Origin of the sequence: Rhodococcus sp. BP-349, assembly GCF_019835845.1 — a bacterium.
GTDB lineage: Bacteria > Actinomycetota > Actinomycetes > Mycobacteriales > Mycobacteriaceae > Rhodococcoides.
Genome location: NZ_JABUDR010000001.1, coordinates 2,005,987 through 2,018,568 on the forward strand (window position 1 = coordinate 2,005,987; position 12,582 = coordinate 2,018,568).

General features: G+C 69.1%; 12 protein-coding genes. 8 read left to right on the top strand and 4 right to left on the bottom strand.

Features of this window, described 5'->3' with window-relative positions:
* The first annotated feature begins 8 nt into the window (after window positions 1–8).
* Window positions 9–899 carry a glycosyltransferase family 2 protein gene (locus tag HQ325_RS09505; RefSeq protein ID WP_222628359.1) on the top strand — a complete coding sequence of 297 codons (891 nt, stop codon included), beginning with the start codon at window positions 9–11 and terminating at the stop codon, window positions 897–899.
* A 26-nt stretch (window positions 900–925) separates the two neighbouring features.
* Window positions 926–2,002, top strand: coding sequence for a sugar phosphate nucleotidyltransferase (locus HQ325_RS09510; RefSeq protein ID WP_222628362.1), 1,077 nt, complete (start codon window positions 926–928; stop codon window positions 2,000–2,002).
* A 37-nt stretch (window positions 2,003–2,039) separates the two neighbouring features.
* Here HQ325_RS09510 and HQ325_RS09515 read toward each other — a convergent pair whose 3' ends face one another.
* The 3 genes from HQ325_RS09515 to cofD are packed head-to-tail and all read right to left on the bottom strand — an operon-like array spanning window position 2,040 to window position 4,919.
* Complete coding sequence (locus HQ325_RS09515; RefSeq protein WP_222628365.1) at window positions 2,040–2,597, bottom strand: NUDIX hydrolase; 558 nt, start codon at window positions 2,595–2,597, stop codon at window positions 2,040–2,042.
* A gap of 10 nt (window positions 2,598–2,607) precedes the next feature.
* The gene (locus HQ325_RS09520; protein WP_222628368.1) at window positions 2,608–3,966 is read right to left on the bottom strand and encodes a coenzyme F420-0:L-glutamate ligase; all 1,359 of its coding nucleotides are present in this window, start codon (window positions 3,964–3,966) and stop codon (window positions 2,608–2,610) included.
* Window positions 3,963–4,919 (bottom strand): 2-phospho-L-lactate transferase, encoded by a 957-nt coding sequence (cofD, locus tag HQ325_RS09525; protein WP_222628372.1) that lies wholly within the window; start codon window positions 4,917–4,919, stop codon window positions 3,963–3,965. The genes HQ325_RS09520 and cofD overlap by 4 nt, the downstream gene beginning before the upstream one ends.
* A 603-nt stretch (window positions 4,920–5,522) precedes the next feature.
* Between cofD and HQ325_RS09530 the strand changes: the two genes are divergently transcribed.
* The gene (locus HQ325_RS09530) at window positions 5,523–5,753 is read left to right on the top strand and encodes a WhiB family transcriptional regulator (protein ID WP_197027846.1); all 231 of its coding nucleotides are present in this window, start codon (window positions 5,523–5,525) and stop codon (window positions 5,751–5,753) included.
* 46 nt (window positions 5,754–5,799) lie between these two features.
* On the opposite strand, the gene HQ325_RS09535 is transcribed toward HQ325_RS09530, so the two are convergent.
* Window positions 5,800–6,222, bottom strand: a complete 423-nt coding sequence (locus HQ325_RS09535) for a metallopeptidase family protein (RefSeq protein ID WP_051613606.1) — start codon at window positions 6,220–6,222, stop codon at window positions 5,800–5,802.
* 167 nt (window positions 6,223–6,389) lie between these two features.
* Between HQ325_RS09535 and HQ325_RS09540 the strand changes: the two genes are divergently transcribed.
* The 5 genes from HQ325_RS09540 to HQ325_RS09560 all read left to right on the top strand — a co-directional run bounded on the left by HQ325_RS09540 (window position 6,390) and on the right by HQ325_RS09560 (window position 12,464).
* The gene (locus HQ325_RS09540; protein ID WP_222628375.1) at window positions 6,390–6,797 is read left to right on the top strand and encodes a DUF3499 domain-containing protein; all 408 of its coding nucleotides are present in this window, start codon (window positions 6,390–6,392) and stop codon (window positions 6,795–6,797) included.
* 136 nt (window positions 6,798–6,933) lie between these two features.
* Window positions 6,934–8,304: a phosphomannomutase/phosphoglucomutase gene (locus HQ325_RS09545; RefSeq protein ID WP_222628378.1), complete on the top strand. Its 1,371-nt coding sequence runs from the start codon at window positions 6,934–6,936 to the stop codon at window positions 8,302–8,304.
* A 56-nt stretch (window positions 8,305–8,360) separates the two neighbouring features.
* Window positions 8,361–9,560, top strand: coding sequence for a tobH protein (locus tag HQ325_RS09550; RefSeq protein ID WP_222628381.1), 1,200 nt, complete (start codon window positions 8,361–8,363; stop codon window positions 9,558–9,560).
* Between the two features lie 49 nt (window positions 9,561–9,609).
* Complete coding sequence (gene manA / locus HQ325_RS09555; protein WP_222628384.1) at window positions 9,610–10,857, top strand: mannose-6-phosphate isomerase, class I; 1,248 nt, start codon at window positions 9,610–9,612, stop codon at window positions 10,855–10,857.
* A 179-nt stretch (window positions 10,858–11,036) separates the two neighbouring features.
* Entirely contained in the window at window positions 11,037–12,464 is a 1,428-nt protein-coding gene (locus HQ325_RS09560; protein ID WP_222629150.1) for an amino acid permease, read from the top strand.
* Window positions 12,465–12,582: the final 118 nt, after the last annotated feature.

Consider the following 12,582-nt stretch of genomic DNA (forward strand, 5'->3'; position numbering starts at 1 on the left):
TGACCGGCGTGAGTGCCCCCCTGGCCGTCGTGACGGTGACCTATTCGCCCGGCGAGCACCTCGACGCATTCCTCGAGTCCCTGCGGGGCGCGACGACGCGGCCGGTGTCGGTGATTCTCGCGGACAACGGATCCACGGACGGCACACCCGAGGCGGCCGCGGCGGCCTACGACCATGTCAGGTTGCTGCGCACCGGTGCGAACATCGGCTACGGCGGCGCCGCCAATCGAGCTGTCGCCGAAGTGGATCCGGCCGCCGAGTTCGTCATGGTCGTCAACCCGGACGTACAGTTCGGGCCCGGGTCCATCGACGAGCTGATCGCGGCTGCCGAACGGCACCCCAGAGCCGGGTCGCTCGGGCCCCTGATCCTCGAACCGGACGGCTCCCGCTACCCGTCGGCTCGACGGGTGCCCGATCTCACGTCCGGGTCGCTGCACGCACTGCTCGGGTCGGTGTGGCCGTCGAATCCGTGGACACAGCGCTACCGGCAGGACAACGACGAGGTCAGCGAGCGCTCGGTCGGATGGCTGTCCGGCTCGTGTCTGTTGCTGCGCCGCGCCGCGTTCGACTCCGTGGACGGGTTCGACTCCCGGTATTTCATGTACATGGAGGACGTCGATCTCGGAGATCGCCTCGGGCGGGCGGGCTGGACCAACATCTATGTGCCCACCGCCGTGGTGACGCATGCCAAAGGCCATGCCGCGGGGCGTCATCCGGAGTCGATGCTGCCCGCGCACCACCGCAGCGCCTACCGCTTCCAAGCTGATAGACACCCGCGGAGATGGCAAGCTCCTCTCCGGTGGACGTTGCGCGCCGGGTTGGCGTTGCGGTCGAGGGTGGTCGTGACTGCCGCACTGCGGAGCCGCGACGACACGGTCGGGTCAGGTTCGAGCTCGTGAGAAGTTTCTGAGAAAGGCGATACGCGATGACTGCTCCGGCTACCGATGCCGTAGTTCTGGTCGGAGGAAAGGGCACGCGACTGCGTCCGCTCACGCTCTCCGCCCCCAAGCCGATGCTGCCCACGGCAGGTCTGCCGTTCCTCACCCATCTCCTGGCCCGCATCAAGGACGCCGGGATCGACCACGTCGTGCTCGGCACGTCGTTCAAGTCGGAGGTGTTCGAGCAGCACTTCGGTGACGGCAGCGCACTCGGCCTCGAGCTCGAGTACGTGTTCGAGGAGGAGCCGATGGGCACCGGCGGCGGCATCCGCAACGTCCTGCCCCGGCTCCGCGCCGACACCGTCATGGTCTTCAACGGCGACGTGCTGGGTGGTACCGATCTGCGCGGCGTGCTCGACACCCACCGCACCACCGAGGCCGACGTCACGCTGCACCTCGTCCGCGTCGGCGACCCGCGCGCGTTCGGCTGCGTGCCCACCGACGAGTCCGGACGCGTCACCGCATTCCTGGAGAAGACCCAGGATCCGCCGACGGATCAGATCAACGCCGGCTGCTACGTGTTCACGCGCGAGATCATCGAGAAGATCCCGTCCGATCGTCCGGTGTCCGTCGAGCGCGAGGTGTTCCCCGCTCTGTTGGCCGAGGGCAGGCGGGTCTTCGGACACGTCGACGCCGCCTACTGGCGCGACATGGGGACACCGGAGGACTTCGTGAAGGGCTCGGCCGACCTCGTGCGCGGCATCGCACCGTCGCCGGCCCTGACGGGGACCCGTGGCGAGTCGCTGGTCCATCCCGGCGCCGGTGTCGCGCCCGGCGCCCTGCTGATCGGCGGCACTGTCGTCGGACGCGGTGCCGAGGTGGGCGCGGGCGCGCGTCTCGACGGCGCCGTCCTCTTCGACGGTGCCGTGGTCGAGGCCGGCGCGGTGGTCGAACGATCGATCCTCGGGTTCGGTGCGCGCATCGGTCCGCGGGCGCTCGTGCGCGACGCGGTCATCGGCGACGGTGCCAACATCGGCGCGCGGTGCGAACTGCTCCGCGGCGCTCGCGTGTGGCCCGGAGTGACGCTGCCCGACGGCGGGGTCCGGTTCTCGACCGACGTCTGAGAATCCGGGGCGCCCGAGAATCCGGGGCGTCGAAGGATCAGCGAGCCGCCGCGCGGGAGATCATGTCCCGCAGGGCGTCTCGTTCGGCGCCCGCCTCACCGCCGGGGAGGTCGTCGACGGGCCACCACCGCAGGTCGTTCGACTCCGCGCTGCGGACGATGTGCGCACCGTCCGCGGCGCGCACGACGAAGCGCAGGTCGAGATGGCGCGTCGGCTCACCGAGCGAACACGTGATCGGGTGCGTGTGGATCGAGAGCAGTTCCGGCTCGAGAAGCAGGTCGTCGATCCCGCTCTCCTCACGCGCCTCGCGCAGTGCCGCGTCGCGCACGGTGTCGTCGTCGACCTCGCAGTGTCCGCCCAGTTGGAGCCATCGTCCGACCCGCGGGTGCAGCGTCAGGAGCACGTGGCACCCACCCTGATCGAGCACCAGAGCCGACGCGGTGACATGACCGGCAACGTTCTCGCGGAGACAGCCACGCGGCGCGCTGTCGAGAAACGCCAGCATCGTGTGGCGCATCGAGTCGTCGTGCGGGTCGGTGGTGGACCAGGTACGGAGCATCTCTCGCGCCGACTCGTGGAGGCTCTCGGCGCTCATGGACGATTCCTCACAGTTCTCGGAACGCGGAGCCGGGCGGCGTCGGCGCGCGGGGCGACGGGGGAGTGAGCGGGTGTCCGACAGCGACGGCCCCGACGGGGTGCCAGTCGTCGGGCAGTTCGAGCGTCTCGCGCACGGTGTCGGCGGCGAAGATGGTCGACCCCACCCAGCAACTGCCGAGGCCACGTGCCGCGAGGGACACCAGGAAGGCCTGCACAGACGCGCCCGCCGCGACCGTGAACATGACGGTCTCCGCGGACTGCCGTTGCGCGTCGGGATAGTCGTGTGCGTCGTCGAGCACCGCGAACACCAGAATCAGTTCCGGCGCGGTGCGCAGCAGATCACCACGGGCCAGACGTGCCTCGATCGAGTCCTCGCTGCGTCCGTCGCGTTCGAGGTCCGCGCGCCAGCGAGCCGCCATCGCATCGAGCAGCGCGGTGCGCAGTGCCGGGGTACGGACGGCGACATACCGCATCGGGTGGGAGTGATGGGGGGCCGGTGCGGTGACCGCGTCCGCCACGGCGGCCTCGACCATCGCGGGATCGACCGGAGTCGAGTCGAACTCGCGGACCGACCTCCGGGCGGGAACCGCTCCGAGCGCGCCCCGTCGCATCGCCTCCTGCGTTCCCAACCAGAAGAGATCGTCCTCCCCGGGGCGCACGAGATCCCGTGCGGAGGAACCGTCGTCCGCATAGTGCAGCCCTCGGACGACGGCGACCGGGACCGAGCCGAGCTTGCCTTTGACCAGATCTCCCGCGGACGCGAGTTCGTCCGCCAGGGCGACCTCCGTGACCATCAGTTCGTTACCCTGCGCGTCCCGACCACCGGCGTACGCGTGCAGGACGGGCAGTCCTGCCGATCCGATCGCGTTGTCCGTCTGTCCGTTCCGCCAGGCTCGGCCCATCGTGTCGGTGACGACGACGGCGACGTCCACGCCCAGTGAACGGCGTACACCGTCGCGCAGCACGCTCGCCGACGCGTCGGGATCCTCGGGGAGCAGCGCCAACTCGTCCGTCGACACGTTGGATCCGTCGATGCCGGACGCGGCCTGGACGATCCCGAGTCGGTTCTCGGTGATGAGCGTGCGACCCCGTTGAGCGAGGACGCGCACGGCCTCCTGCTCGACGAGGATGCGACGCAGGGCATCTCGCGCCTCCGGGTCCGTCGGTGCGGTCACGAGCCGCCCCTCGACCTTGGAGACGATCTTGCTCGTGACCACCAGGACGTCGCCGTCGGCGAGCCACGGTGCTGCCGTGACGACTGCTGTCACCAGATCGTCGCCCGGCCGGAACTCGGGGAGTCCCGCGACGGGAATCACCTCGATCGAACCGCCCGGTGCATGATCGCCCGGACCGGCGGATCGGGTCACAGGACGCCCGCTGCCTCGAGCGCGGCGCGCGCCATCCGTGCGGTCACCGCGGGTTCGGTCATGAGCAGAGGGACCGCACGCACGTCCACTCCGGGGACGTCGGCGGTGTCGGTCTCGTGTATAAGCCAGGCATCGAGGATGCCGGCGGCCGAGCGAGCACCGTAGTGGCGGCCGATGGCCTCGGCCGTCGTCTCCACCCCGATGACGGACAGGCACTCGTCGGCCATGCCGCGCAACGGCTTGCCGTCGATGACGGGGGAGAGCCCGACGACCTTCGCGGGTGTGGTGCGCAGTGCGGAGCGGATACCGGGCACCGCCAGGACGGCGCCGATGCTGACCACCGGGTTGGACGGTGCGAGCAGTACCGCGTCCGCGGTCTCGATCGCCTCGACGACGCCGTTCGCCGGGGTCGCCTTGTCCGCTCCGACGTACGCGAAACTGTGAGTCGTCACAGCAGCACGGTGGCGCACCCACCACTCCTGGAAGTGAACGGCCTTGTCGGTCCCGTCGTCGGGATGGGTGATCACCACATGGGTCTCGCTGCGGTCGTCCGTGACGGGCAGCAGGCGGACACCCGGAGACCACCTGTCGCACAGCGCCTCCACGATCGCGGAGAGCGGGTACCCGGTGCGCAGCATCCGCGTCCGGATCAGGTGCGTCGCGATGTCGCGGTCGCCGAGCCCGAACCAGTCCGGGTGGGCCCCGTAGGCCGCGAGTTCCTCCTTGACGCTCCAGGTCTCGTCGCGTCGACCCCACCCTCGCTCGGTGTCGATGCCGTCGCCGAGCGTGTACATGCAGGTGTCGAGGTCGGGTGTGATGCGCAGACCGTGCATCCAGACGTCGTCACCGACGTTCACGACCGCCGTGATGTCGCCGTCCGGTCCCAGCAGTTCTCGTACCCCCTGGAGGAACCGCGCGCCACCGACGCCGCCCACCACCACAGTCACCTTCATGACCCTCGACCCTAGGCGGTCGCCGTCGGCGCGATCGGGCCGGTGGGCGCGAACCACGGCGTGTCCGACGCGAAACACCGGGGAAGTGTCGCCTTCCGGGAAAACCGGAGATCGGATGGTATTGCAAATCGAGCGGTCCGCTTGACCGCGACACACCGCGGCGTGTCTAATCACAGTCATGTCATTAACGGTTCGAACAGCGGAATCGCTTGTAGCGAACCACCGTTCGAACACGTGTTCCCATGATTCGACACGAGTTCGCGCGCTGCCCACAGCAGCGTCACGTCCCATGGTGGCACGAGGATTCGCTCTTCGATCCGGCTTCGCGGTCGATCATCGACACAAGTGACCGACAACAACTGCGCTCGAACAGGTGAGGAGGCGGACGTGATGCCGGAACAACACCACGACCTCGGTCGACAGGAGTCCCCCGTCGGGGAACTCGACGACGTACTCGAGGTGGATCCCGTGACGGAGGACGCCCCGGTGGATCCCGTGGACGGGATCGACTCGGAGGACGTCTCGGTCGACGACGTCGACCCGCCGCTCACGACTCTCGGAATGCCTGCTCCCGCACTGCATCTGAGCCTGGTGCCGGGCGATATGGATCCGCTCGAGGATCAGTGGCAGGAGCGCGCTCTGTGCGCCCAGACCGATCCCGAGGCGTTCTTCCCGGAGAAGGGCGGCTCGACGCGCGAGGCCAAGCGCATCTGCCTCGGGTGCGAGGTGAAGGACGACTGCCTCGAGTACGCCTTGGCGCACGACGAGCGCTTCGGCATCTGGGGTGGGCTGTCCGAGCGCGAACGTCGCCGCCTCAAGCGCGGCATCATCTGACGCGTCGCGTCACCGCAGTGGTCGCAATGCTGCAGGCACCGAGGCCTCAGTCGTCCTCGGTGTCGGGGTCGACCACCTCGGGCGTGACCCCCAGGTAGGTCGCCACCTGTTCCACCAACACATCGTGCACCAGGTCCGTCAGCTCCAGCGAGTCGTGTGCTCTCCGCTCGAGGGGCCGACGGAACAGCACGATCCGCGCCCGCGTCGTCGCTCCGCGCGTGTCCACTCCCGCCGGAACGAGTCTCGACAACGGCACCGGTCCCTCGGCCACGACCTCGGGTGGCCAGTTCACCGATTCCGGGTCCACCGCACGGATCTTCGGCACGTCGTCGACGGCGATGTCCAGCTTCGTCAGCCGGTCGTGCCACTTGCGGTCGATCTCGGCGAACGCGTCCAGTACCGCCGCGTCGAACTTCTCGGCGCGAGATCTGCGAGCGGGCACCGTGTCGGGGAACAGAGTGCCGCGCATTCCGCGCCCCCGCCGTGCCGCGGCCCGCGAGCTCGATGGTCGATGGTCGCGTCCGGGACGTCCGCCGGAGCGGCCGCGGGGCTGAGAGGATCCGGTGAACGACACGCGCCCATGCTACGACCGTGTCCTGCGGGGTACGCCGGAGGACACGCGCTAGGGTTCGAGCTGTGAGAGCTGTGCGGGGATGCTGCCGACCGGGATGCAAGAGGCCGGCCGTTGCGACGTTGACGTACGTGTACTCCGACTCGACCGCAGTCGTCGGACCCCTCGCCACCGTGGACGAACCTCACTCGTGGGACCTGTGCGAGGTGCACGGATCGTCGATCACCGCCCCCAAGGGGTGGGAGATGGTGCGGTACGAAGGTGGGTTCTCCACGTCCAGCCCGGACGACGACGACCTGACGGCACTCGCCGAGGCGGTCCGCGAGGCCGGCGCGCGTGAGCGTCCCGCTCCGTCGTTCGGTCGACGGGCGTCCTCCTCCGACTCGCGAGCGTCCACCGACACACCGGCCGCTGCGCCGACACGCACGGGCCGACGCGGACATCTGCGTGTTCTGCCCGACCCCACCAGCTGAACGACGGTTCTCCGGCGCAGCGTAGGGCTGCAGGACTGCTCGCGTGTCGCCTCCGGGCACTAGGCTCCCAGCATGGTCTCGTCGACTCGACGTCGCGCGTGATCCGTCCGGTTCGTCCCAGATGCAGGAGTGTGCAGTGGCCCGACCAGCTGACCTGGTTCACAGCGTCATCAAGGCGTACGACGTGCGCGGTGTCGTCGGAGAGCAGATCGACGAGGACTTCGTCGCCGACGTGGGAGCCGCCTTCGCGAGACTCGTACGCGGCGAGGGCGTCTCGCAGCGCGTCGTGGTCGGGCACGACATGCGCGACTCGTCTCCCGCGTTGTCGTCCGCCTTCGCGCGGGGGGTGACCTCGCAGGGTCTCGACGTCGTTCTCATCGGTCTCGCGTCGACCGATCAGCTCTACTTCGCCTCCGGTCGGCTCGACTGCCCCGGTGCCATGTTCACCGCCAGTCACAACCCGGCGAAGTACAACGGGATCAAACTCTGCCGGGCCGGTGCCAAGCCGGTCGGGCAGGACTCGGGACTCGCGACCATCTCGGCCGAGATCATCGACGGCGTCCCGTCCTTCGACGGTGCGCCGGGCACGACCAGTGAGCAGGACGTGCTCGAGGACTACGCCACGTTCGTGCGGGAACTCGTCGACATCAGCGGCATCCGTCCGCTGTCCGTCGCGGTGGACGCGGGCAACGGCATGGGTGGACACACGGTGCCCGCGGTCCTCGACCCGACGTCGGTGACCGTGCACCCCCTGTTCTTCGAACTCGACGGCACGTTCCCCAACCACGAGGCGAACCCGCTCGAGCCGGCGAACCTCGTCGATCTGCAGAGGTTCGTCACCGAGACCGGCGCGGACATCGGCCTCGCCTTCGACGGCGACGCGGATCGTTGCTTCGTGGTGGACGAGCGCGGCGAGCCCGTCTCACCGTCCGCGATCACCGCGCTGGTGGCCGAGCGGGAGCTGGGCAAGCACCCCTCCTCGACCATCATCCACAACCTCATCACGTCGCGGTCGGTGCCCGAGTTGGTGGAGCAACTCGGCGGTACCGCCGTGCGTACCCGGGTCGGTCACTCGTTCATCAAGGCCCTGATGGCCGAGACCGGCGCGGTGTTCGGTGGCGAGCACTCGGCGCACTACTACTTCCGCGATTTCTGGGGTGCCGATTCGGGCATGCTCGCCGCGCTCCACGTGCTCGCCGCTCTCGGGACGCAGGACGAGCCGCTGTCCGCGCTCATGCGCAAGTACGAGGTGTACGCGGCGTCGGGCGAGATCAACTCGACCGTGGCCGATGCGCGCGAGCGCACTGCCGCGGTGGTCGAGGCGTTCGCCGATCGCACCGTCTCCACTGACGAACTCGACGGTGTGACCGTCGATCTCGGGAACAGCGCGTGGTTCAACCTGCGTGCTTCGAACACCGAGCCCCTGCTCCGACTCAACGTCGAGGCCCGTACCCCCGAGGACGTGGACCGCCTGACGACGGAGATCCTGAGCATCGTCCGCGCCTGACGGTTGCGGACTGTCATAGTGGGGGATACGGAACGAGAGAGGCGGGTGAGGTGCCCATGACTGCTCCTTCGGCGTACGTCGATCTCGACGATGCGAGCGCGATACTGGCTGCGGACTCGTTGGGCGCACTGCACTCCGCCGCGCTCGCGGGCGCACAGATCCGCGCGACCGCGTCCGCCGTCCGTGAGGGCCTGTTGGCCCCGCTGGACGGTCTGCGTCCCCGGAGCGTCGTGCTCGTCGCCGCGTCCGGTCCCGCTCGGAGGGCGGCGGCACTGGTGGCTGCGGTCCTCGCGCCGACCGCCGGCGTGCCGGTCGTCTCACTTCCGGCGACCCCGCCGTGGGTCGGTCCCCTGGACGTCGTGGTCGTGGCCGGCGACGACGCCGGTGATCCGGCGGTCGCGGAGTCCGTCGCCGCGGGAGTCCGCCGGCGAGCGGAGGTGGTGGTGGCGGTACCGGACGAGGGCCCCGTCGCGGACGCCGGTGCCGGCTGGGTGGTGTCCTTCCCGCCGCGGGTCCGTGTGCTCGATCGCAACTCCTACGCCCGGCACGTCGCGGTCATGGCGTCGGTGCTCGCCTCGGTGGACACGGCATCGTCGGTGGGTGACCTCGACGCGGTCGCCGACGCGGTCGACGCGGAGGCCGTGCGGCACCATGCGTCCGTCGAGGTGTTCCAGAATCCCGCGAAGGGGCTGGCGTCCCGGATGGCAGGTCGTCGGGTCCTCATGACCGGTGACGGCGTGGTGGCGACGGAGGTGGCCCGGCACGGAGCCGCGTCCCTGCTGCGTGCGGCGGGCGTCGTGGCGGCAGCCGCCGAACTCTCCGATGCCGTCGGTGTGATCCACGATCTCGGCGCCATCGGCGGGGACTCCGCCGACAGCGGCCGTGTCGACTACGACCCGCTGTTCCACGACGACCAACTCGACGGTCCGCCCCCGGCCGATCCCGTCCGCGTGTTCACCGTCTCGACCGACCCCGACGACAGTCTGGTCCGGCGGCGGGTGGCAGTCCTGGGCGAGGTCGACGTGGTGCGCGCCGACGACGACGGCGTCCCGCGGACGGATCCCGAGGCACCCGCGCCGGCTCCGGCTCCCGGTCCGACGACACCGGTCGGGGCGTCGCTGCGCAGGGCGCTCGTCCTCGCGGTGCGGATCGAGGCCGCCGCGGCCTACCTTCAACTCTCGAACGGGCAGGGCTCGAACTTCCGGGGCTCGAACTTCCGGGGCTCGAACTTCCGGGGCTCGGGAGGCGGGGAGTGACCCCAGCCGTGACCGGGTTCGCAGCGATGACGACGGCAGGTGGTGGTCTGTGAATCTCCTCGACGGAACAGCTCGGTCGTATGCGTGGGGCTCGCGCACGGCTCTCGCCGAACTGCGCGGCGCGCCCGCACCCACCCGGCATCCCGAGGCGGAGATGTGGTTCGGTGCCCATCCGGGCGACCCCGCCCATCTCGTGACGCCGCGCGGTCGGGTGTCGCTGCTCGAGGCCATCGACTCGGACCCGACCGGACTCCTCGGAACAGGCGTGGTGGAGCAGTACGGCCCGCGGTTGCCGTTCCTCCTGAAGTTCCTCGCGGCCGAGGAGCCCCTGTCGCTGCAGGCTCATCCGTCCTCGGACCAGGCTCGCGAGGGTTTCCGCCGCGAGAACGCTGCGGGGGTGCCCCTCGATGCCTCCGTCCGGAACTACAAGGACGCCAGCCACAAGCCCGAGCTCGTGGTGGCTCTGACGGAGTTCGACGCGCTGGCCGGGTTCCGCAGTCCCGCCGAGACGGTGGAGTTGTTCGGCCGGCTCGACGCGCAGGAGCTGCGTCCGTACACCGAGATGCTTGCCGCGCAACCGGATTCGAGTGGTCTGCGTACCCTCTTCACCTCGTGGATCACGCTGCCGCAGCGCGCGCTGGACTCCGTGCTGCCGGCCGTGCTGGACGCGTGCGTCCGAGCCCTCGAACGCGCCGAGCAGACCGGGGACCGCACCTTCGTGCCGGAACTGCGTACCGCACTGGAACTGGGGGAGTACTACCCCGGCGATGCGGGCGTGCTGGCGGCGTTGCTGCTCAACCGGGTCACGCTTCAGCCGGGCGAGGCTCTGTACCTGGACGCCGGAAATCTCCACGCGTACCTGCGCGGAACCGCGGTGGAGATCATGGCCAACTCGGACAACGTGCTGCGTGGGGGACTCACGCCCAAGCACGTCGACGTCCCGGAACTGTTGCGGGTGCTCGACTTCGAGCCGCTCGACTCACCGGTCCTCGTCGCCGACACCAGCCGTCCGCACGTGGTGCGGTATCCCACGCCGGCCCCGGAGTTCGAACTCGTCGGTGTCGAGTTGACGGCAGCATCCGACGACGCTGCGCCGTGGACGCTCACGCACGACGGTGATGCCGCACCGCGCATCGTCGTGTGCGTCGAGGGCAGGGTGCAGGTCGCGTCCGGCGAGACCACCCTGGTCGTGGAGCGGGGAAGTGCCGTCTGGATCGCCGCGTCCGATCCTGACCCTCACCTGTGTGCCCTCACCGACTCAGCTCGGGTGTTCGTGGCGGGCGTCGGCGGTAACTGACGCGTCCCGACACGCTGGCGGATACGTCCCGCCGAGTTCGCAGTTCGTGTGACGATGACCTCGGGCGGTCGACGGTCGCTCGGAGGACGTGAGGAGTTTCGACGGTGACCATCGACGGCAAGGACGCACCCGGTTCGCGCAACACCGGTCTGCGCAGAACGAAGTCCATCGAGCAGTCGATGCGGGACACGGACGAGCCGGACACGAAACTCCGCAAGAGCCTCTCGTCGTGGGATCTCACCGTCTTCGGTGTCGCGGTCGCCGTCGGCGCCGGCATCTTCACCCTGACGGCACGTACCGCGGGGAACGTCGCGGGCCCGTCCGTCTCACTCGCCTTCGTGTTCGCGGCGATCGCCTGCGGACTCGCCGCGCTCTGCTACGCCGAGTTCGCCTCGACGGTGCCCGTCGCGGGCAGCGCGTACACGTTCTCGTACGCGACCTTCGGCGAGTTCGTCGCCTGGATCATCGGCTGGGACCTCATTCTGGAGTTCGCCCTCGCGTCGGCCGTCGTGGCGAAGGGCTGGTCCCTGTATCTCGGCGAGGTCCTCGGTACGGCGTCGCCCGTCGTGTCGATCGGCGGACTCGATGTCGACTGGGGGGCGCTGGCCATCGTCGCGGTACTCACCGTCCTCCTCGCGACGGGCGTGAAGATCTCCTCGCGCGTGTCCCTCGTCATCACAGCGATCAAGGTGGGCGTCGTGCTGCTCATCGTCGTGGTCGGTGCGTTCTACATCAAGGCGGCGAACTACTCGCCCTACATCCCGCCCGCCGTCCCCGCCGAGAAGGAGTCGGGCCTGACCCAGTCGCTGTTCTCCTTCGTCACGGGCGCCGAGGGCAGCAACTTCGGTTGGTACGGACTCCTGGCCGCCGCGAGCCTGGTGTTCTTCGCGTTCATCGGGTTCGATGTGGTCGCCACCACGGCCGAGGAGGCGTCCGATCCGCAGAAGGCTCTGCCGCGAGGAATCCTGGGCTCGCTCCTGATCGTGACGATCCTGTACGTCGCGGTCACGCTGGTGCTGACCGGAATGGTGAAGTACACCGAGCTCGGCGGCGAGGGCGCGACCCTGGCCACGGCGTTCGAACTGAACGGCATCACCTGGGCGTCGAAGGTCATCTCGTTCGGTGCGCTGGCAGGACTCACGACAGTCGTCATGGTTCTCATGCTGGGCCAGTCGCGTGTGCTGTTCGCGATGTCGCGCGACGGTCTGATGCCGCGCCGCCTCGCGAAGACGGGGAGCCGGGGCACCCCGGTGCGCATCACCGTGCTCGTCGGCATCGTGGTCGGTCTTCTCGCGGCGTTCTTCCCCATCGGGACGCTCGAGGAGATGGTGAACATCGGCACGCTCTTCGCGTTCGTCCTGGTCTCCATCGGTGTCGTCGTCCTGCGCCGCACCCGCCCCGACCTGAAGCGTGGTTTCCGCGTCCCGCTGGTTCCGCTGGTTCCGATTCTCGCCGTGCTGGCCTGCGTGTGGTTGATGTTGAACCTGTCGGTGGAGACGTGGCTCCGATTCGTCGTCTGGATGGCGATCGGTGTCGCGGTGTACTTCGGTTACAGCCGACGCCACTCGGTGCTCGGCGCCCGGCAGCATGCGGATGACCCTCAATAGTCACCACATTTCGCCCCGAGGACCAACTCTTCTCACCACGAGGATCGCTGGACCGTCACAGAACTTGCTCTAGACTCACAATCGAGACCGGAAGTTTGTTTCCGGGATGGACACTGGT

Bases quoted from the DNA above. Each gene is read 5' to 3' on its own strand.
- HQ325_RS09515 (WP_222628365.1), bottom strand. From the start codon at position 2,597: ATGAGCGCCGAGAGCCTCCACGAGTCGGCGCGAGAGATGCTCCGTACC.
- HQ325_RS09560 (WP_222629150.1), top strand. From the start codon at position 11,037: ATGCGGGACACGGACGAGCCGGACACGAAACTCCGCAAGAGCCTCTCG.
- HQ325_RS09535 (WP_051613606.1), bottom strand. From the start codon at position 6,222: ATGCGCGGCACTCTGTTCCCCGACACGGTGCCCGCTCGCAGATCTCGC.
- cofD (WP_222628372.1), bottom strand. From the start codon at position 4,919: ATGAAGGTGACTGTGGTGGTGGGCGGCGTCGGTGGCGCGCGGTTCCTC.
- HQ325_RS09550 (WP_222628381.1), top strand. From the start codon at position 8,361: ATGACTGCTCCTTCGGCGTACGTCGATCTCGACGATGCGAGCGCGATA.
- HQ325_RS09510 (WP_222628362.1), top strand. From the start codon at position 926: ATGACTGCTCCGGCTACCGATGCCGTAGTTCTGGTCGGAGGAAAGGGC.
- HQ325_RS09530 (WP_197027846.1), top strand. From the start codon at position 5,523: ATGGATCCGCTCGAGGATCAGTGGCAGGAGCGCGCTCTGTGCGCCCAG.